Here is a 20,230-nt window from a genome sequence, read left to right as displayed (position 1 = left end):
ATGAATTTCACGCTGAACGATACGCAGAGAATGATGATCGAGACCGCGCGCCGCTTCGTCCAGACGGAGTTGCAGCCTCTCGAACAGCAGGTGGAGGACGAAGGCGCGCTCGCGCCCGAGATCGCCCGTAGCCTGCAGGCGCGGGCCCGGGCGCTCGGCCTGTACGCGGTCAACATGCCCGCGGGGTTGGGCGGCGGCGGACTGAGCACGATCGACTCGATGCTGTGCGAGGAGCAGTTCGGCCACAGTTCCGACATCCTCGTGCGGCGCGCCTTCGGCAACGTCTACGACGCGCTGCTGGCCTGCGAGGGCGAACAGATCGAACGCTGGCTGAAACCCGCGATCCAGGGCGAGCGGACCTGCGGCCTCGCGATCACCGAAACCGGCGCGGGCTCGGACGCCCAAAGCATCAAGACCACGGCGCGCAAGACCGCGTCCGGCTGGGTGCTGAACGGCGGCAAGCACTTCATCAGCGACGCGCAATGGAGCGATTTCTTTCTGGTCTCGGCCCGCACCGGCGAAAAGGAGATTTCGCTCTTCGCGGTCGACAAGAACCTGCCCGGCTTCACCGTCGGCCGCGACCAGCAGATGATGGGGCTGCGCGGCACGCCCCATCACGAGCTGTTTTTCGACGACGTCCCGCTGGAGCCGATGGCCCTGATCGGCCGCCAGGGCGACGGCTTCAGGCTGGCGATGAACATGCTCGGCCGCGTGCGCCTCGCGCTGATCGGGGCGCGCGGCATCGGCAAGGCTGCGCATGTGCTCGAAATGATGATCGACTACGCCGGCGACCGGCGGCAGTTCGGCGCTCGCATCGGCGACTTCCAGATGATCCAGCAGCTCATCGCCGACAGCGTGATGGAAGTCAATGCGGCGCGGCTGATGCTGCTCAACACCGCCGGCATGATGGACGCGGGACAGGACGCGCGCGACTGGATTTCCATGGTCAAGGTGCAGGCCTCCGAGACGCTGGGCCGCGTGGTCGACCGCGCGGTGCAGGTGTTCGGCGGCATGGGCTTCTGCAAGGAGCTGGCCATCGAGCGCTATTACCGCGATGCCCGCGTCTACCGCATCTTCGACGGCACTTCGGAGATCCATCGCGGCATCATCGCCCGCAATGCGCTCAAGCGCGGCGCGGCCCTGTTCGATCTGCATCGCTAGGCGGAAATCCGGCATGAGCAAAGTCATCACGGCCGAAGCGGCGGCCCGGCTGGTGCGAAGCGGCGATATCGTCAGCATCAGTTCCTCCAGCGCGCTCGGCTGCCCCGACAGGATTCTCGCGGCCATCGGCGAGCGTTTCGAGCGCGAGGGACAGCCGCGCAACCTCACCACCCTGAACCCGATCGCTGCGGGCGACATGTACGGCGTCAAGGGCATCGATCATCTCGCCCGGCCGGGTCTGCTCGCGCGCACGCTCGCGGGCTCGTATCCGAGCGGCCCGTCGTCGCTGCCCATGCCGGATGTGTGGCGCATGATCGTCGAGAATCAGGTCGAGGCCTACAACATTCCGAGCGGCATCCTGTTCGACATGCATCGCGACGCCGCCGCCAAACGTCCCGGCGTGCTGACCAGGGTCGGCATGGGTACGTTCGTCGATCCCGACCTGCAGGGCTGCGCGATGAACGCCGCGGCGGCGGCGCGGCCGGTCGTGCGCAAGGTGTCGTTCGACGGCGAAGACTGGCTCTACTTCCCGGCGATCGCGCCGCGTGTGGCCATCATCCGCGCGACCACGGCCGACGAAGCGGGCAATCTCGGCTACGAACACGAAGGCGCGCTGCTGGGCGGCATCGATCAGGCGCTGGCCGCGCGCAACAACGGCGGCATCGTGATCGCCCAGGTCAAGCGCGTGGTGAAGTCCGGCACGCTGCGGCCCCACGACGTGCGCGTGCCCTGCAATCTGGTCGATTACGTCGTCGTCGATCCGGACCAGTGGCAGACCACCCAGACGCCCTACGACCCGGCCATCAGCGGCGAAATCACGCTGCCGATGGATGCATTCGAGCCGACGCCGTGGGGACCGGAGAAGGTCATCGCCCGGCGCGCGGCGATGGAACTCGCCCATGGGTACGCAGCCAATCTGGGCTTCGGCATCTCCGCCAACGTGCCGCGCGTGCTGCTGGAGGAAGGCCTGCACGGCGAAGTGACCTGGGCCATCGAACAGGGCGCGGTCGGCGGCATGCCGCTGCTGGGGTTCGCGTTCGGCTGCGCCTCCAATGCGGACGCGATCGTCGCCTCGCCGCATCAGTTCACCTATTTTCAGGGCGGCGGCTTCGACATCGCGCTGCTTTCCTTCCTGCAAGTCGATGCCGACGGCAGCGTGAATGTCTCCCGGCTTGCCTCGAAACCCTACCTTACCGCCGGGTGCGGCGGCTTCGTCGACATCACCGCCCACGCGCGCCGCATCGTTTTTTCGGGCTTCTTCACCGCCGGCGCACAACTGGAAGCCGGCGGCGGCAGGCTCGCCATCCTCAGGGAAGGCCGCACGCGCAAGTTCGTGCAGACGGCCGAGCAGATCACGTTCAGTGGCCGCGTCGGGCGCGAGCGCGGCCAGCGCGTGACCTATGTCACCGAACGCTGTGTGATCGATCTTCTCGATGACGGGCTGACAGTGCGCGAAATCGCTCCCGGCGTGGACTTGCAGCGCGACATCCTCGATCAGGCCGAAATCGCGTTGAAAGTCGCCCCGGATCTTCGGCAGATGGATGCGGCGCTCTTTACCGACGCGCCCTTCGGACTCCGACTCAAACCCCGCGAAAACCGCCATGACTGATCGCTTCATTTCCATCGTCCACGATTCCGATGTCGCCATCGTCACGTTGGATCGGCCGGCCAAACTCAATGCGCTGACCCCCGGCATGCTGGATCAACTGGAACATGCGGCCCGCGAACTCGAGGCCGACGCTTCAACGCGCGTGGTCATCCTGACGGGCAGCGGCGCGAAGGCGTTCTGCGTCGGCGCCGACATTAACGAGTGGGCCGCGCTCGAGCCGCTGGACATGTGGCGCCGCTGGGTTCGCCGAGGCCACCAGGTCTTCGACCAGTGGGCGCGGCTGCGTCAGCCCGTGATCGCGGCGATCAACGGCCATGCCTTCGGAGGCGGACTGGAGCTCGCGATCACCGCCGACGTGCGCATCGCGGCCGAAAGCGCCACGTTCGCGCTGCCGGAGGCCTCGATCGCGACGTGCCCCGGCTGGTCGGGCACACAGCGGCTGGTGCGGCTCATCGGCGCGAGCCGCGCCAAGTATCTGGCCCTGAGCGGCGCGCGCGTGACAGCCGCCGACGCGCAGGCGTGCGGCCTCGTGCATGAAGTCGCGCCGCAAGCGCGTGTGCTGGAACGCGCGCATCGACTGGCATTGGAGATGGCGGCGCGCGCGCCGGTATCGCTGCAATTGACCAAGCAGCTGATCAATGCGGCCAGCGGCGAGGAAACCGGCTCGACACTGGAAGCGATGGCAGGCGCGCTCGCGGCCAGCACCGAGGACGCGGCGGAGGGCATCCGCAGCTTTCAGGAAAAGCGGCCGCCGGTCTACGCCGGACGCTGAGGACGTCGCGTCATCAATATCCGATTCTGAGCGGCTCCGGATGATCGCGCGTGATCACGATTTTCGCGGCGGCCGGGTAGGCCATTTCCGTGATCGGGGTCGCGTATTGCGTGCAGGTGGACGGGTTCGAACCGAGTCTAGAGCGGGCCACCAGGGATTGCTCCGGACCCGCGGCGGCGATGTACACCGTGACCTCGCTGCCTTGCCTGAACGGAATCGCGATCCTCGGCCCCCAAGCCGACTCGATGATGGGGTCTCCGGTGCAATCGGTCGATGTGTATTCGCCCCCTGATATGGCGAGCCATTCGAAGTCGGTCGCGGAGAAGTGATAGCTCGCATCCTGCACCCGCGTGAGCGGCACGATCGTGGTCGCGTCGCCGACCGTGAAGGCGACGCCGCTATTGGCGCTGAATTGCGTGAGATCGCCGATCACGCGGCCGTTCGCATCGAAGACTCTCACCGGTCGATACTTCTCGCCGTGCGAGTCATCGCCGGCGAGCGATGCAACTGCGTAGAGCGCGAACAAGGCTCCGGTCAGCCAGCGTTTCATATCGGCCTCCATGATGGACACGCCCGCGTCGCGTCAATAGGCGATGCGCAAGGGTTCGGGATGACGCTGCGTCAGCGGATAGGTGCTCCTGACCGCCCAATACAGCGCGCCCTCGTCATACTGGCTCGCGCTGCACGAGGTCGCGCCCGAATCATCCGTCTGCCTCGTCGAAAATACGTGCACGTTGCCCGAATATCCGTCGACGGCGACATAGACCGTTACGTCGACCCCGTCCCTGACTGCGATCGCCGGCGTGGGACTGTTGGAATACGGAACGAGCACGCCACCGCTGCAGTCGGTGGATGCGTAACCCGGCGACTGCGCCGTGACCCATTGGTACTCCGAGGCCGAGTATTGCAAGGGTCCGGCGCGCTTGTGATCGACCGTCACGAAGATGGGCCTGCCGTCTATCGCGATATACACGCCGTTGACGCCGCCGAGATATTCGAGCGGCCCCACCGCCCTTCCCTGTGCGTCGTACACCATGGGCAGACGCGGCTCGTCGGGCCGCTCGCGCCCCGGATGATCGCGCTCGCCCGCGAGACTCAGGCTCGCGCACATGGCGAGAACGGCAACGAGGATTCGACACATCACGTTTCTCCGTCGATGCGGTCATCAATAGCCGATGCTCAGCGGCTCAGGATAATGCGCCGTCAGCGGATAGTTCGTCTCCGCCGTGAATGCGGGCACAGGCGCGGTCGAAGGCGGCACATGACCGATGACCGGAGGCGGCGTGCATCGGGTTCCGTCGAAGACCGCGACGATCTGAGCCGGCGTCGAGACTGTATCGCCCGCGATCAGCAGCGTGACGTCGGCGCCGTTTCTCGTCGCGATCGACGGCCTCGGACCGCTGCCAGGCGCGATGATCGGCGAACCGCTGCAATCGGTGGTCGAGTAGTTGAACGGCCCGAACGTCCACCACTGGAATTTCGACGAATCGGTCTTGTCGGCGATGCGCAGCCACGTCACCGCCGCGAATACGATCGCACCGTTGATGTCGAGATAGACGCCGTCATAACCGTGATACGACGCAAGCCGTCCGACAGGCTTGCCGTGCGCATCGAACACTTTGAGGACGCGGTGATCGTCGTGCCGCCGCCGGTCCTGTCCGTTGTCCGCATCGGCGTGCAGCGACATCGCGCTCATGAACAACCAGACCGCGAGAAGAAGCGCGCGACGCATGAGCATCTCCTTCGACCGACAGCGGCCGCACCGCTTGCGGCCTGAATCCGTCTGCTCAAAGAGGATAGGTTCGCGATCCTGTCATTGCAAGGATCATCGGCGCCGGCGCCGCTTTCGTGCCGGATCACTCCGGCACGGCCATGCCGGACGATACGACATACCGCGACCTGCGCCGCTGCAAACCGAGCAGGCATGCGAGCGATACGGCCGCGAGCGAGCTATAGAAGAGCGCGAGCGGCCACCACTGCCCCGGCCACGCATGCGCGAGCACGGTGCCGATGAGCGGCGTGAGGCCGCCCGCGAGCGCCGCGCACGTCTGATACGACAGCGAGATCGCGGAGTAGCGATAGCGCACGTCGAACGCATCGGTCATCAGCCCGGCCATCACCGCGTACGAACCGGACATGCACATCACTGCGATGCCAATGCCGATGACGATGGCAACGGGACGTCCGGTCGACACCAGCATGAACATCGGATACGGCGAGAGCATGGCGAGACCCGCCGCCCAGGCCAGGAACCGCACTTGCCCGATGCGTTGCGCGAGCCATCCGGAGATGAGCTGGTTGAAGAAGTGGACGAACGCGACCACGAAAAGACAATCCAGAATAAGTGCGCGATCGAGTCCGAGCGTCTCGGTCGTGAAGCTGAGCATGAAGGTATTGACGAACCACGCGCCCGCCACGCCGATCACGTTCGCGCCGAGGCACAGCAGCACCGTGCCCCACGCGTGGCGCACTACGTCGAGTATCGGCAGACGCGCGGGCTGCGCGCGCTTTGCGGCGGCTGCGAATTCGGGCGATTCGGACACGCCCGAGCGAATGAAGACGCCGACGACAAGCAGCACTGCGCTGGCGAGGAACGGCAGGCGCCAGCCCCAGTCCATCATCTGCTCGCGCGGCAGATGTCCGATCGTCCGGAACGCGAGCAAGGCGAGAATCAGACCCGCCGGGCTGCCGAGTTGCGCGAACGAAGCGAGAAACGTTCGCCTGTTCTTCGGCGCATGCTCGCCCGCCATCAGCACGGCGCCGCCCCATTCACCGCCGATCGCCACGCCCTGTGCCACGCGCAGCGCGACCAGCAGCACCGGCGCGAGCGCGCCGGCACTGGCGTAAGTCGGCAGAAATCCGATGCCGACCGTGCCGAGCCCCATGATCGCGAGCGTCGCGACGAGCGCCTTCTTTCTGCCGATGCGATCGCCCAGATGCCCGAACACGAGCCCGCCGAACGGACGCGCGAAGAAGCCGACCGCGAACGTGCCGAACGATGCGAGCGTGGCGTAGAACGCATCGCCTTGCGGAAAGAACAGCTTGCTGAACACGAGCGCCGACGCCGTGGCGTAGATATAGAAGTCGTACCATTCGATCGTCGTGCCGACGAACGCGGCGAAGGCGGCGCGGCCCGGCTGACGCGCCGGACTGCCCTGAACATGGCTCTGCATGAACGTCTCCTGATGATATTGGCCGGTCTGGATCGCCGGCTTCTCTTGAAGTCGAGTGAAGGGAAATCAGCCTTTCAGCACGCCCGCATCGAACAGGCGCTGCTGGGTCGCCGCATCGATGCCGAGTTCATCGAGGACGGCGCGCGTATCGCCGCCGAGCGTGGGCGGTGGCGTTCGATACGTCGCGGGCGTGCGCGAAAGCTTGATCGGCGTGCCGGTGCCGCGATACGCGCCCATTTCGACGATCAACTCGCGATGCAGCGTATGCGGATGCTTCGCGACGGCGTCGACGGTCTGCACGGGGCCGCACGGCACGCCCGCACGAATCAGCTGGGCCGCGAGCGGCTCGCAGTCGTGCTGCTTCAAAAGGTCTTCGAGCACGTCCTTGAGCGCCTCGCGATGCGCGCAACGGCTCTTGTTATCGATGAAGCGCGCATCGTGCGCGAGCTGCTCCGCATTCAGATGCGCGACGAGCTTCGCGAACTGCCGGTCATTGCCGACGGCGAGAAAGATCGGCGCCGTCGCGGTCCGATAGCTGTCGTACGGCGTGATGTTCGGATGCGCATTGCCGCTGCGCTGCGGCGTGCGCCCGTTGCCGAAGAAATTCGGCAGATGCGGATGCAGCAGCGAGACGCCGCAGTCGTAGAGCGCGATGTCGAGCGACTGCCCGCGGCCGCTCTTCTCACGCTCGGCGAGCGCCAGCAGAATGCCCGCGAGCGCGTTGAGTCCCGTCACCATATCGACCACCGGAAGACCGACGCGCAGCGCCGGTCCGTCGCGTTCGCCGTTGACGCTCATCAGCCCCGTGATCGCCTGAATCGCTGCGTCGTAGCCGGGCAGTCCGCCGAGCGGGCCATCGGGACCGAAGCCGGAAATCGCGCAATGAATCAGGCGCGGAAAGCGCGCGGCGAGCGTGTCGTAACCCATGCCCCAACGCTCCAGCGTCCCCGGCTTGAAGTTTTCGACGAGCACGTCCGCGCCTTCGAGCAACTGCCACAGTACAGCGCGCCCTTCCTCGCGGGACAGGTCGACGCAGATCCCCTTCTTGTTGCGATTGACGCCCACGAAATACGATGCGGTTTCGCCCACGAACGGCGGCCCCCATTCGCGCGTTTCGTCGCCGCCCGGCGGTTCGAGTTTGATGACCTGCGCGCCGTGATCGGCGAGCGACTGCGTGCAATACGGACCGCCGAGCACGCGGCTCAGGTCGATGACACGCAGCCCCTGCAAGGCGCCTGCCACGCGCGTCGTGCTCATCGTGCACCTCCGTCGTGTGCAGGCGTGATCGACATCGCTTCGGCGAGGCTTACCGGCGTTTCATCGACGAGCTTGCGAAGCAGCGCTGCATGCAGTCGCACATCCGTGGGCGCTAGCGGATCGCGCGGCATGAGCTTGTGCGCGATCACGAGATGCGCAAGCGCGAGCCGGCGATGATCCGGCGCGACGCGGGCCGCTTCCGTCGCCATGAACACGGCCGTGGTCGCGTGATAGAGAGCGCTCGCGGCTTCCCGCACGCTTTCATCGCGGCCGCATTCGGCCACGCTGTCGAGCGCGGCGCTCGCCCGCCCGAACACGTCACGCAGCAAGGCGACGGTTTGCGGCGGCAAGGCGGCATCGTCGAGTTGCGCATTCAGGTACTGACCGAGCGATTCGAGCGCGCCTTCACGCCGCGTCGCGCGCGCGACGTCCAGCGCAACGATATTGCTCGTGCCTTCCCAGATAGAGCCGAGATGCGAATCACGCACGAGTCGCGGGTCCGCCCATTCTTCGATGTAACCCACGCCGCCGCGCACTTCCATCGCATCGCCGGTGACCTTGCGGGCATCGCGGCACGCGCGGAACTTCACCAGCGGCGTGAGGATGCGCACGCACTTCGCCGCGAGCGCATCGCCGCGATCGGCGCGGGGCAGCAGAGCAGCGATCTGCATGAACATGGAGCGCGCCTGCTCGGCTGGCAGCATCATCTTCAGCAACTGGCGCTGCATCAGCGGCATCTCGATCAGCTTGCGACCGAACGCCGAGCGATTGCGCGCAACGTGCAGCGCCTCGGTCAGCGCGCGGCGCATCAGCCCCGCCGCGCGCACGCCGTTCGACAGACGCGACATGTTGATCATGTCCGCCATCTGATGAAAGCCGCGCCCCACTTCACCGATCAGATATGCGTCGGCGCCCTCCAGCACGATCTCGCCGCTCGCCATGGAACGGCTGCCGAGCTTGTCCTTCAGCCGCACGATGCGATACGCGTTGTGCGTGCCGTCGTCGCGCACCTTCGGCAGCAGGAAGAGTGCGAGTCCCCTGATGCCGTCGGGCGCATCGTCCGGACGCGCGAGGACCATCGCGAGGTCGGCATCTGGGTTCGAGCAGAACCATTTGTCGCCGTACAGCTTCCATGCTTCCTGCCCGCTCGCATCGACGCTGCGGGTCGCGCGCGTCACCGTGCGTCCGGTATCGGAACCGGCTGCCTGCTCGGTCATGAACATCGCGCCCTGAAAGAGCGTGTCGAAGTCCTGCGATGCAAGCATCGGCAGATAACGATCGACCAGTTCGCGCGAACCGAACTTGCGCAGCGTGCGGGTGAGCGAATCGGTCATGCTCACCGGGCAGCAGAGGCCGAACTCGGCCTGCACGAAGAGGAAAGTGAGCGCGTACTTGACGAGCGGCGGCGGCGCGTCGCTGCGATGACTCATCGATGCGAGGCCGAGTTCGCTATACGCAACGCGTTCGAGCGCGACATAGTCCGGATGCTTCTCGATACGCTGAATCGCTTCGCCCGCGCGCGTGCGCTGCATCAGCACGGGCGGATGATGGTCGGCGCTGGTGGCCCAGATATCGAGTTGGTCGGACGCGCGCTGTCCCAGATCGGCGAGACGGCCCTGCACGCTTTCATACGTGGTTTCGCCGAGAAAGCTTCTGAGCAACGGTCCGAACGACGGATCGCTCGTGAACAAATTGATGCCGCGACTGTCGGGAATATTCGACGTCGCGGGCGCGTTCGTGCGCTCCGGCATGGGCTGTCTCCTGGTTTATCGTGCGGCGCGCCGGCACCGCATCGTTCTGGGAGTCAGACTACGTTTCGCATCGATAACGGTCCAATACAATCGATGGCACGTGCGATAACATGAACTTATCGTACGCGGGAGGCATCAGCATGGAACTGAGGCAATTGAGGTACTTCGTGGCGGTTGCGGAGGAGCTGCATTTCGGGCGCGCGGCGCGCCGGCTCTTCATTTCGCAACCGGCGCTGAGCTTCGACATTCGCCGCTTCGAGGAACAGCTCGGCGTAAAGCTGCTGGAGCGCTCCAACAAGGCCGTGGCCCTGACCAACGCCGGCCAGGTGCTGCTGGGCGAAGCGCGCCAGCTATTGCAGCAGGCGGAGGACGTCGCCACGCTCACGATGCAATCGGCGCACGGGCTCGTCGGGCGGCTTCGCATCGGCTTCGTGAATTCCATGCTGTATCGCGGCCTGCCCGAGGCGGTGCAGAAGTTCGAAGCGGAGCATGCGGCGGTCGAAATCGTGCTCAAGGAAATGAACACGGCGGAACAGGTGCGCGCCTTGCAGCAATTGCAGATCGATATGGGCTTTGCGCACTGGGGGCATTTTCCCGCCGAGATCGAAACGCAAACGTGGATGTCGGAGGCGTTTCTGTGTTGTCTGCCCGCGAATCACAAGCTGGCGAAGAAGCGTCGCATCGACCTTCGTCAGCTCGCGCACGAGCCGTTCATTCTGTTTCCGCGCGGCGTGTCGCCGCATTATCACGATCAGATCATCGCGACCTGCGTGGAGGCGGGGTTCAGCCCGAGAATCAGGCACGAAGCGCGCCTGTGGCAAACCGTGGTGACGATGGTCGAATTTCAGATGGGCGTGGCGCTGGTTCCGCAAGCGCTCGCGCGCACCGATTCCCGGCGGGCGGTCTTCGTGCCGCTCGCGCGCAATCCGTTTTCATCGCAGATCTTGCGGCTCACGCGCGCGGGGAGCCAGCTGGATCTGGCGCAGAGTTTTCTCGCCGCGCTACGGCCCGAATGATCGATGCAGGCTCGACACCAGGCGCCAACCCGCACGCACGCGTGCATCTGTCGTGGACATGATCCACGCTACAAAAAACGTTCGCTCCTGCTAGCGCGACGACGGAGCGGACGGCGGAAGCCCGAAGTGCGTTTTGACGTCTCTCACGCCCGGTACATTCTCGGCTGCGACGCGGATTGCGTTGCCTTCTTCCGAACCGACGACCGGTCCCCAGAGATGCACGGTTCCGTTTTCGACGGTGACGTTTTCCCGCGCGAGCGCCCAAGGGTGGTCCTTCATGGCCGCGAGCACGTCTTCGCGGATCGCGTTGTCGCCGCTCTCCGCCTCGGTGGACACGTCGGGCGCCATGGTCACGAGCGCGCGAATCAGGTTGGCCCGGCTCACCACGCCGACGACCTTGCCGTCGCGCATGACCGGCACGCGCTTGATACGGCGACGATCGAGCAACTCGGCGATATCGGCGACGGGACATGTTTCAGTCACCGTCGAGACGTCGGTCGTCATGACATCCTTGACCTTCCTCCCGTGTTCCTTCACATACTGGCTCGCGAGTTCAGTCGTGGACGCAGCGAGTTCGAGCCACCACGAGCTCTGTCTGACGCCAGTGCCGATCTCCGCGCGACGCATCAGGTCACCCTCCGTGACCATGCCGAGCAGTTTGCCGGACGCATCGACCACAGGCATGCCGCTAATGCCGGCGAACACCATCATCCCCGCAGCGTGCCGTATGGACATGTCCGGACTGGCCGTGATGATGGAAGTCGTCATGATGTCGGAAGCTCGCACGTTCATCTCCTTCAGGCAGGTCAGGAATGCCGCTGTGGTCACAGTATGCGAACTCCAAAGTGAATTCAAGAAACTGGACGCGTGCCCGTCCAGGAGACTTTAAGTACCAACTTACGCAAAGCCTCGATGAAATCGAGCGTCGCAAGCAATACGGACCGTGCTACTTGAATTTCGCGTTGGTGCGTGATATCGACTCTATATTGAAGGTTCATCGAAAGCTGCAATCCACAGCGGCAGCGCTCAGCATCCTCGCGACGACGCGACGACTCGTGCGCGGCGCAACGCCGCGAGAAACCACGCGACATACATTCCGATGCACGATCATTGAATGGAGACGTCGTTATGAGCAAGCACTCCAGGAGCGACACGCCGCAACAGCCTGTTGCCGAGGCCGATGAACTTCGACTCGTCGATGCATGGTGGCGCGCGTGCAATTACCTGTCGGCGGGCATGATCTTTCTCATCGAGAATCCGCTTCTACGCGAGCCGCTCAAATCCGAACATGTCAAGCAGCGCCTGCTCGGCCACTGGGGCGCGAGCCCCGCGCTCTCGTTCGTGTGGGCGCATCTGAACCGCGTGATCAAGCGCGACGATCTCGACGTGATCTTCATGGCGGGACCCGGTCATGGCGCGCCCGGCGTGCTCGGCCCCGCCTATCTGGAAGGCACCTATTCAGAGGTGTATCCGGACAAGAGCGAAGATGCCGAAGGCATGCAGAAGTTCTTCAAGCAGTTCTCTTTTCCCGGCCATATCGGCTCGCATGTGACGCCGGAAACGCCGGGCTCCATTCATGAAGGCGGTGAGCTTGGCTATAGCCTCTCGCACGCCTATGGAGCGGCACTGGACAATCCCGGGTTGATCGTCGCGTGCGTGGTCGGCGACGGCGAGGCGGAGACCGGCCCGCTCGCGACGGCCTGGCACTCGAACAAGTTCATCAATCCCGCGCGCGACGGCGCCGTGCTGCCGATCCTGAACCTGAACGGCTACAAGATCGCCAATCCGACGATCCTCGCGCGCATCAGTCATGACGAACTGGAGGCGTTGTTCGTCGGCTATGGCTATCGGCCTTATTTCGTCGAGGGATCGGATCCCGCCGAGATGCATCGAAAGATGGCCGAAACGCTCGATGCCGCGACCGCCCGGATTCGCGCGATCTGGGACGAAGCGCGCAACGGCAAGGACGTCGAGCGGCCGCGCTGGCCGATGATCGTCCTGCGCACGCCGAAAGGCTGGACCGGGCCGAAGGAAATCAACGGCCACAAGGTCGAGGGTTCGTGGCGCGCGCATCAGGTGCCGTTCTCCGACGTGCATAACAATCCCGCGAATCTCGCGGTGCTCGAACGCTGGATGCAAAGCTACAAGCCCGAAGAACTGTTCGGCGACGACGGCCGGTTGCGCGCCGAGATTCGGGCGCTCGCGCCCACCGGCACGCGACGCATGAGCGCGAATCCCCACACGAACGGCGGCGTGCTGCGCAAGGAACTGAAGCTTCCCGACTTCCGCGCCTATGCCGTCGATGTCGGTCAGGCCGGCAGGATCCAGCATGAGAACACGCGTCCGCTCGGCGCGTTCCTGCGCGACGTCATGCGTTGCAACATGGACCGGTTCCGCGTGTTCGGCCCGGACGAGACGGCGTCGAATCGCCTTCAGGCCATCTATGAAGTCAGCAAGAAAGTCTGGATGGCCGATCTCCTTCCGGAAGACGCGGACGGCGGCGAGTTGTCGCGCGATGGCCGCGTCATGGAAATGCTCTCCGAGCACACGCTGCTCGGCTGGCTCGAAGGCTATCTGCTGTCCGGGCGACACGGCTTCTTTCATACGTACGAAGCATTCGCGCATGTCATCGATTCGATGTTCAATCAGCATGCGAAATGGCTCGACATCTGCAAGAACCATGTGCCGTGGCGCGCGTCGGTTTCGTCGGAAACCATCCTGCTTTCCTCCACCGTATGGCGGCAGGATCACAATGGCTTTTCGCATCAGGACCCGGGCTTCATCGATCTCGTCACCAACAAGAGCCCGTCGGTGACGCGCGTGTATCTGCCGCCGGACGCCAACACGCTGCTCGTCGTGGCCGACCAGTGCCTGCGTTCGAGCGATTGCATCAACGTGATTGTCGCGGACAAGCAGAAGCATTTGCAGTTCACGACCATCGACGAAGCGATCGTTCACTGCGCGAAGGGCATCGGCGTGTGGCGCCGAGCGAGCAACGACGAGCACGACGAACCCGACGTGGTCATGGCGTCCTGCGGCGACGTAGCCACGCAGGAAGCGCTCGCCGCGACCGCCATACTCCGCGAGCGTCTGCCGGAGCTCAAGGTGCGCTTCGTGAACGTAGTCGATCTCTTCAAGATGCAGCCCAACACGGAACATCCGCATGGATCGAGCGTGCGCAATTTCGAGAGCCTGTTCACCATAGACAAGCCCGTGATCTTCAATTTCCACGGCTATCCGTGGCTGATCCACAGGCTCGCCTACCGGTTCCGCAATCACGAGAATCTGCATGTGCGCGGTTACAAGGAGAAGGGCAACATCAATACGCCGCTCGAACTGGCGATCCTCAATCAGGTCGATCGTTTCAATCTCGTGATCGATGTACTCGATCGTGTGCCGCGCCTGCGCGGCAGAACCGCGCATCTGAGGGAGGACATGAAGAACGCGGTCATCTCTCATCTGGATTACGCGCACACGCACGGCACCGACAAGCCGGAAATCGCGGAATGGGTGTGGCCGTTTTGATAACCGAACGGGGGTGGTCATGACGACGCGCAGTGGATGGCTCCTGAGCGCGAGTCTCGTCGTCTTGCTGGCAGGCTGCCCCTCGAAACAACAGGATCAGCCGGCTCAGACTCAGGCCGCGTTGGCGCCTGCTCAGGCTTCAGCAGCAGTCGCGGCGCCTGCTTCCGTCGCCGCTCCGGCGTCTGCAACGGTCCCCGCCTCCGTTGCGGCTTTGCCCCCGCTGCCCGCTTCCACGGCGCAGCCTGCGGCCCAGCAATATCCGCCAGAGGAACTCGAGGCGCTGGTCGCGCCGATCGCGCTCTATCCTGATTCGCTGTTGTCACAGGTGCTGATGGCATCGACGTATCCGCTGGAAATCGTACATGCGGCGCGTTGGGTCAAATCGAATCCGAACGTGAAGGGCGACGCCGCAGTGAAGGCTGTGCAGGATCAGACATGGGACGTCAGCGTGAAATCGCTGGTGGCGTTCCCTCAGGTGCTCGTTCCCATGAACGACAAGCTGGACTGGACCCAGCGACTCGGCGATGCGTTTCTCGCTCAGCCCAACGACGTGCTGGCCGCCGTGCAGCGTCTGAGGGTTCGCGCGCAGGATACCGGCCATCTGAAGTCGACACCGCAGCAGAAAGTGAGTGTCGAGGCACGTCCGGCTGCGAGCCAGACCGGCCAGCCGGGTCAGGCGCCGTCCGCGCAGAATATCGTGCGCATCGAACCGGCCAACCCGCAGGTCATCTATGTGCCCTCCTACAATCCGACCGTCGTGTATGGCGCCTGGCCCGCCCCCGCCTACCCGCCGACGTACTGGCCGCCCCCGCCGGCCTACTACCCCGGCGCCGCCCTTGCGAGCGGATTTGCATGGGGCGTGGGCATCGCCGCGGCGGGCGCGATCTTCAGCGATTGCAACTGGAACAACAACGACGTCAACGTCAACATCAACAAGGCGACGAACATCGATCGCAACTTCGACCGCACCAAGGTCGAGGGCGGCAAGTGGCAACATGACGCGCGGCATCGCCAGGGCGTTTCCTATCGCGACAACGCTACGCGCGACAAGTACTCACGCGGCGTGCAAGGCGCCGATGCCCGGCGCGATTATCGCGGACGCAACGGCGCTGCGCCCGAGCGCGTGAGCGCGCCCGATCGGACGGCGGCACGCAATCAGGCGGCTACTCGGCCCGCTCGCGCCAACAACGCAAACGTCGCCAATCGCGCCGACGCCGGCAATCGCGCGCATGCGCAAAATCGTCAGGCAACGGCGGGCAATCGGGCGCAGACGGCGAACCGCAATGCGGCGGCGGGCAATCGCCCTCAGACCGCCCATCGGCCGGCTCAAACGCCGGATCGCGCTCAATCGCACGCCCGCGGCGGCGCGGCGAGTGCGCAGGCAGGCGCCAGAGGGACACACGCTGGCGGCGCGCGCGACACCGCATTTCAGGGTGTCGGCGGCGGCGGCGCGGCGCAACGCGATTTCAACCGTGGGCAGTCGAGCTTCCAGTCATCGAACTTTCACCGTGGCGGCGGCGGTGGGGGCGCGCGCGGTGGCGGCGGCGGTGCGCGCGGCGGCGGACGGCGCTGAGGAGAGCGAACATGAAGAGACTATCGGAGCTTGGCGCGCGCCTCGCCGTGGCCGGAAGCACGATGACCGTCGCGCTCGCGCTCGCCGTCGTTCCGGTTCCGGCGATGAGCGCGCAGAAGTTCTTCACGACGCCCGAAGCGGCGATGAACGCCTTCGGCACCGCCGTCGCCGGCAACGACGAAGGCGAACTCAGGGCTTTGCTGGGCGCCGACTTCCGCGACGTGATTCCTTCGGTCGGCGCCGAGTTGCGCAGCAAGTTCCTGACCGCATGGCAGACTTCCCACGCGATTCAGACGACCGACAATGACCACGCGCGGATCGCCGTCGGCAACGACGGCTGGACGCTGCCGATCCCGCTCGTGAAAACGCAGCGAGGCTGGGAATTCGACATGCGCGCCGGCGCCGACGAGATGCGCCTTCGGCAGATCGGACGCAACGAGCTTGCCGTGATCCAGACGATGCTCGCGATCTACGATGCGCAACGCGACTACGCATCGAAGTATCACGACGGCAACAAGGTCTACGTCTATGCAGACAGGTTCGCCAGCAGCAACGGCAAACATGACGGACTGTATTGGCCGACCAGCGCCGATCAAGAGCCGAGCCCGCTCGGTCCGGCCTTCATGACGGCCGGTGCTCGCGCCCGATCGGAGTCCGGCTACTACGGCTATCACTACAAGTTGCTGCGCGCTCAGGGGCCTCATGCGCCGGGTGGCGCATACGACTACATGGTCAACGGCCGTCTGTTCGGCGGCTTTGCGGTGGTCGCGTGGCCAGCCCATTATGGCGAAACGGGCATCAAGAGCTTCATGGTCAGCCACGACGGACAGGTCTATGAGCGCGATCTCGGCCCGGACGGCGACAAAAAGGTGCAGGCGATGAAGTCATTCGATCCCGGACCGGGATGGGAGAAGGTCTCGAATTGAAGCTCAGTCGAATGTAGGATTCACAACCGAGATCGTCAGGTCCGACGGTATCCCGTTACCCTGATACCAGCCTTTCTTCCACACCGGGTTCGTAGTGGTGATCGTTCCCGCCACGATGTAGCCACTCGGTGCCATGCCGCCCACGTTGAACGGGCCATCGATCAGACTGTTGTCGATATGGTTCGTGATCTGAATATCGACGGTCTTGGCCACCGGCCCCGCGAGCGATCCCAGATCGACCTGGATGCCGGGACCGGCGCAGCCCAGCGTCTTCGGGCTGACGATCCTGATCGCCCGGAACACCGCCGTGTTGTCATTCGGTTCGATGTCGAGCCCCGCTCCCGGCGCCGTTCCACCGATGTTCTGCCAGACCGGGTGGTCGAAGTTGATGGTGTCGCCCGAAATGATCGACACGCCCTGACGACGACAGCCATCCGCGAGATGGTTGCTGACCGTGACGCCCTTGCTCGTCACGCCGTCGACGGAATAGCTGTTGGCGATATAGATACCGTCACCCCAGCAGTCGATGGTCGTCGGCGATGTAATCGTGATGTTCGAGCTGCCTGCGATCGAAATGCCCATGCCCCACTCTCCGGTCGTCGCTGCATTGAGCGACTTGCTGCCGTCGAGGTGCGGCGATTCGATGTTCACGTTGCTTACATCCCAGACGCGCATCATCTGATACGAGTCGGTATTGTGAGCCAGCAGCTTGATCGACGCGCCTTGTGCGAAGCGGATATGCGTGTTCGAGCGCAGCGTGAGGCCCGTGCTGTCGATGCGGCTTTGTCCGGTGATCAGGAGAATCTGCCCGACCGATCCATCGATCGCGGCCTGCAGTGCGACGCGGTCGTTCGTGGTTCCGTCGCCCTTCACGCCGAAGGATGTGTCCTTCAGGACGCCGTTCGGGCTGGTGTCGCTTGGATTGGGCATGCCGGTGTCGGTGCCCGGACTGGTGTCGCTCGCGCCTTGTGAACCTGTGGCCGCACCCGGACCGGTACCGCTCCCGCCCTGCGATCCGGTAGTCGTGCCCGAACTCGTCCTGTTCGACGAACCGGCCGCAGTCGATGAATTCGCGCCGCCGCCCCCGCCACAAGCGGCCAGTACGAGCGAGCCGGCGCCGAAGACGAGCGTCGAAACGATTTTTCGACGCATCGTGCTGGGAATATCGGAGCGTGTCGAGGCCATCGAGAATTCCCTCGTGCGCGAATGTTGGAGTCAAATTGATTTGCGCCTCACGAAGATGAGGCGACAGGCGACGAGCGGACCGTTTCGGCGCTTGATTGGTTTACGGCGAAAGAATCGAATTCCTTAGCAAAAGGACGTGAATAGCCGCCTTGAAACTATCGAATTGATTTTAGGGCCGACCGCCGGGCAGGGCACTTCAAAAGTCTCCACAACGTATTTTCATTTTTGGAAATTGTGGATACGCGAGGCGCGGCTCAGAGCGTCACGAGGACCACCAGACCGCGTGGCGCCGCGCTCCCGAGTGTCACATGGGCGCCGATACGCTGCGCGATCGTCCCGACTATCGACAGTCCGAGTCCTGATCCATCCACTTCGCTGCCCAGCACGCGATAGAACGGATCGAACACGCGCGAACGCTCCTCGGGTGCGATGCCTGGGCCCGTGTCCTCGATCCGGATCCATGGCTTTCCTGCCGTGGTTCCCGTCGAGAGATCCACGCGGCCTCCTTGCGGCGTGTAGCGAATGGCGTTGTCGACCAGATTCTTGATCATGATCGTCAGGTCCGCCTGCGGCGCATCCACGTACACGTCCTGGACGCTGGACACCCCTATATCGATCGCCTTCGCTTCCGCAAGCGGCATGAGATCCTCAAGGATGTTGCGAAACACCTCCTGAACGCGCAGGTTCGAGATTTCCGCCGACGCACGGTTTTGCAGACGCGCAAGGGTCAGCAATTGAGTGAGCAGGGATCGCGAACGCGCGAGACCGCGCCGTACCGCACCGAGGCGCTCGCGTGCGCCGTCGGACAACTCGCACTCGTTCAGCCGCTCGACTTGCAAGGACAGCGCCGTCAGTGGCGAGCGAAGCTCGTGGGCCGCGTCGGCGACGAATCTGCGTTGCAGTGCGAACGATGTCTCCACCCGCGCCAACAGCCGGTTTATCGCAACGACGAACGGGACAATTTCGCTCGGCAACGTCGCGCTCGAAAGCGGCGAAAGATCGTGTTCGGGACGTGTGTCGAGATCGACGGATATCGCCGCCAGCGGCCGGAACATATGCCGCAGGATCAGATGCAAGGCCGCGATCAACACGATTGCCAGCGCCGCGAACGGCATGACGGTGGCGAGCGCGCTATTGCGCGCGATCTCGTCGCGTCCGACGGTCTGCTGACCGATCACGACGCGCGCTCCGTGCGGAAGCGTCTTGACGACGAGACGCCAGGACACGCCGCCGACGATCGCGCTTTGAAGTCCATCGGGCAACGCGGCGGGGACGGCGAGCGGCTTCGGCTCGTCGATGGTCTGTATCACGAGCCTCGATTCGTGATCGGCGCCCGCGACGTTTGCAAGCGCCTCGCGCTTCATCACGTCCAGCGTGGCGGGCGTCACGAGCGCGGAAATCTGCAGGAGCTGGCCGTCCTGCAACTCGTTTGCCTCGTGAAACGCCACCTTGAATGCAATGGCGCCGCCGATGGTCGCAAACGCGACGATCAACATCGACAGCCAGGCGGACAGCCTGAACTGCAGCGAACGCGTCATGTTTGCCTGGAAACCATCCAGCCGACTCCACGAACGTTCTTGATGGCGTCGACGCCGAGCTTCTTGCGCAACGAGTGAATCAGAAACTCCACGGCATTGCTTTCGACTTCTTCGTTCCAGCCGTAGATGCGGTCTTCCAGATCCGCACGCGACAGAATCGCGCCCGGCCGGATCATCAGCGCCTGCATGAGCGCGAATTCGCGGCTGGAAAGGCGGATCAGGGCGCCACCCGAACAGGCTTCGCGAGTCGCCGGGTTCAGCGTGAGCACGCCGTTGGTCATGACCGGCGCAGCCTGCCCTCCGCGCCGGCGAATCACGGCTCGCATGCGCGCGAGCAACTCGGCGATTTCGAAGGGCTTGATGAGGTAATCGTCGGCGCCTTCATCCAGCCCGCGAATGCGGTCCTCGATCGAATCGCGCGCCGTGATGACGATGAGCGGCACCGGTTGATCCCCGCGGCGTACGGTGCGCAGCACCTCGAAGCCGTCGGCGCCCGGGAGGCCGAGGTCGAGGAGAATCGCATCGTAGACGTGCGTCATGAGGCTCGTCAGCGCGAGCTTGCCGTCGCGCACCCAATCCACGGCGTAGCTGCAATCCTTCAACGCATCGTGAACGGACTCCCCGATCATGCGGTCGTCTTCGACCAGCAACACCCTCATACGCGCCTCCCCGTCGTCCTTCGCTGCGATCCGGGAGGTTAGTCGAAGTATCCTTATGAGACGCTTAGGAAGCGGGACGCGCGTT

The 20,230-nt window shown here is 64.4% G+C and carries 17 protein-coding genes; 7 read left to right on the top strand and 10 right to left on the bottom strand.

Going from position 1 to position 20,230, the window contains the following annotated elements; all coding sequences use genetic code 11:
- The 3 genes from AWB80_RS19505 to AWB80_RS19495 are packed head-to-tail and all read left to right on the top strand — an operon-like array spanning nucleotide 1 to nucleotide 3,542.
- On the top strand, nucleotides 1–1,161 hold the full coding sequence (locus tag AWB80_RS19505; protein WP_061176304.1) for an acyl-CoA dehydrogenase family protein: 1,161 nt from the start codon (nucleotides 1–3) through the stop codon (nucleotides 1,159–1,161).
- Between the two features lie 13 nt (nucleotides 1,162–1,174).
- The gene (locus AWB80_RS19500) at nucleotides 1,175–2,770 is read left to right on the top strand and encodes an acyl CoA:acetate/3-ketoacid CoA transferase (protein ID WP_061176303.1); all 1,596 of its coding nucleotides are present in this window, start codon (nucleotides 1,175–1,177) and stop codon (nucleotides 2,768–2,770) included.
- Nucleotides 2,763–3,542 (top strand): enoyl-CoA hydratase/isomerase family protein, encoded by a 780-nt coding sequence (locus AWB80_RS19495; RefSeq protein WP_061176302.1) that lies wholly within the window; start codon nucleotides 2,763–2,765, stop codon nucleotides 3,540–3,542. Before AWB80_RS19500 ends, AWB80_RS19495 begins: the two co-directional genes overlap by 8 nt.
- A 13-nt stretch (nucleotides 3,543–3,555) precedes the next feature.
- Here AWB80_RS19495 and AWB80_RS19490 read toward each other — a convergent pair whose 3' ends face one another.
- From AWB80_RS19490 to AWB80_RS19465, 6 genes are all read right to left on the bottom strand, one after another.
- Nucleotides 3,556–4,092: a hypothetical protein gene (locus AWB80_RS19490; RefSeq protein WP_061176415.1), complete on the bottom strand. Its 537-nt coding sequence runs from the start codon at nucleotides 4,090–4,092 to the stop codon at nucleotides 3,556–3,558.
- 33 nt (nucleotides 4,093–4,125) lie between these two features.
- The gene (locus AWB80_RS19485; protein ID WP_061176301.1) at nucleotides 4,126–4,683 is read right to left on the bottom strand and encodes a hypothetical protein; all 558 of its coding nucleotides are present in this window, start codon (nucleotides 4,681–4,683) and stop codon (nucleotides 4,126–4,128) included.
- Between the two features lie 24 nt (nucleotides 4,684–4,707).
- Entirely contained in the window at nucleotides 4,708–5,274 is a 567-nt protein-coding gene (locus tag AWB80_RS19480; RefSeq protein ID WP_061176414.1) for a hypothetical protein, read from the bottom strand.
- A 124-nt stretch (nucleotides 5,275–5,398) separates the two neighbouring features.
- Nucleotides 5,399–6,715, bottom strand: a complete 1,317-nt coding sequence (locus AWB80_RS19475) for an MFS transporter (RefSeq protein WP_061176300.1) — start codon at nucleotides 6,713–6,715, stop codon at nucleotides 5,399–5,401.
- 66 nt (nucleotides 6,716–6,781) lie between these two features.
- A complete protein-coding gene (locus tag AWB80_RS19470) occupies nucleotides 6,782–7,972 on the bottom strand; it encodes a CaiB/BaiF CoA transferase family protein (RefSeq protein WP_061176299.1) in 1,191 nt (396 codons plus the stop codon).
- Nucleotides 7,969–9,723: an acyl-CoA dehydrogenase family protein gene (locus tag AWB80_RS19465; protein WP_061176298.1), complete on the bottom strand. Its 1,755-nt coding sequence runs from the start codon at nucleotides 9,721–9,723 to the stop codon at nucleotides 7,969–7,971. Before AWB80_RS19465 ends, AWB80_RS19470 begins: the two co-directional genes overlap by 4 nt.
- Before the next feature lie 140 nt (nucleotides 9,724–9,863).
- Between AWB80_RS19465 and AWB80_RS19460 the strand changes: the two genes are divergently transcribed.
- Entirely contained in the window at nucleotides 9,864–10,739 is an 876-nt protein-coding gene (locus AWB80_RS19460) for a LysR family transcriptional regulator (protein WP_061176413.1), read from the top strand.
- 90 nt (nucleotides 10,740–10,829) lie between these two features.
- On the opposite strand, the gene AWB80_RS19455 is transcribed toward AWB80_RS19460, so the two are convergent.
- A complete protein-coding gene (locus tag AWB80_RS19455; protein ID WP_425266870.1) occupies nucleotides 10,830–11,531 on the bottom strand; it encodes a CBS domain-containing protein in 702 nt (233 codons plus the stop codon).
- Between the two features lie 336 nt (nucleotides 11,532–11,867).
- On the opposite strand from AWB80_RS19455, the gene AWB80_RS19450 reads away from it, so the two are divergent.
- The 3 genes from AWB80_RS19450 to AWB80_RS19440 are packed head-to-tail and all read left to right on the top strand — an operon-like array spanning nucleotide 11,868 to nucleotide 16,763.
- Nucleotides 11,868–14,264 (top strand): phosphoketolase family protein, encoded by a 2,397-nt coding sequence (locus tag AWB80_RS19450; RefSeq protein WP_061176297.1) that lies wholly within the window; start codon nucleotides 11,868–11,870, stop codon nucleotides 14,262–14,264.
- A 19-nt stretch (nucleotides 14,265–14,283) separates the two neighbouring features.
- Nucleotides 14,284–15,837 carry a DUF3300 domain-containing protein gene (locus AWB80_RS19445; RefSeq protein ID WP_087131414.1) on the top strand — a complete coding sequence of 518 codons (1,554 nt, stop codon included), beginning with the start codon at nucleotides 14,284–14,286 and terminating at the stop codon, nucleotides 15,835–15,837.
- An 11-nt stretch (nucleotides 15,838–15,848) separates the two neighbouring features.
- Complete coding sequence (locus AWB80_RS19440) at nucleotides 15,849–16,763, top strand: DUF2950 domain-containing protein (protein WP_061176296.1); 915 nt, start codon at nucleotides 15,849–15,851, stop codon at nucleotides 16,761–16,763.
- Nucleotides 16,764–16,766: 3 nt separating this feature from the next.
- Here AWB80_RS19440 and AWB80_RS19435 read toward each other — a convergent pair whose 3' ends face one another.
- The 3 genes from AWB80_RS19435 to AWB80_RS19425 form a co-directional block, all read right to left on the bottom strand.
- Nucleotides 16,767–17,948, bottom strand: coding sequence for a glycoside hydrolase family protein (locus AWB80_RS19435; RefSeq protein ID WP_061176295.1), 1,182 nt, complete (start codon nucleotides 17,946–17,948; stop codon nucleotides 16,767–16,769).
- 254 nt (nucleotides 17,949–18,202) lie between these two features.
- A complete protein-coding gene (locus AWB80_RS19430; RefSeq protein WP_061176294.1) occupies nucleotides 18,203–19,486 on the bottom strand; it encodes an ATP-binding protein in 1,284 nt (427 codons plus the stop codon).
- Complete coding sequence (locus tag AWB80_RS19425; protein WP_061176293.1) at nucleotides 19,483–20,145, bottom strand: response regulator transcription factor; 663 nt, start codon at nucleotides 20,143–20,145, stop codon at nucleotides 19,483–19,485. The genes AWB80_RS19430 and AWB80_RS19425 overlap by 4 nt, the downstream gene beginning before the upstream one ends.
- Between the last annotated feature and the right edge of the window lie 85 nt (nucleotides 20,146–20,230).

This window comes from Caballeronia pedi (genome assembly GCF_001544915.2).
Lineage (GTDB): Bacteria > Pseudomonadota > Gammaproteobacteria > Burkholderiales > Burkholderiaceae > Caballeronia > Caballeronia pedi.
The sequence above is the reverse complement of the archived record's forward strand: the minus strand, read 5'-3'. Positions and strand labels throughout refer to the sequence as shown.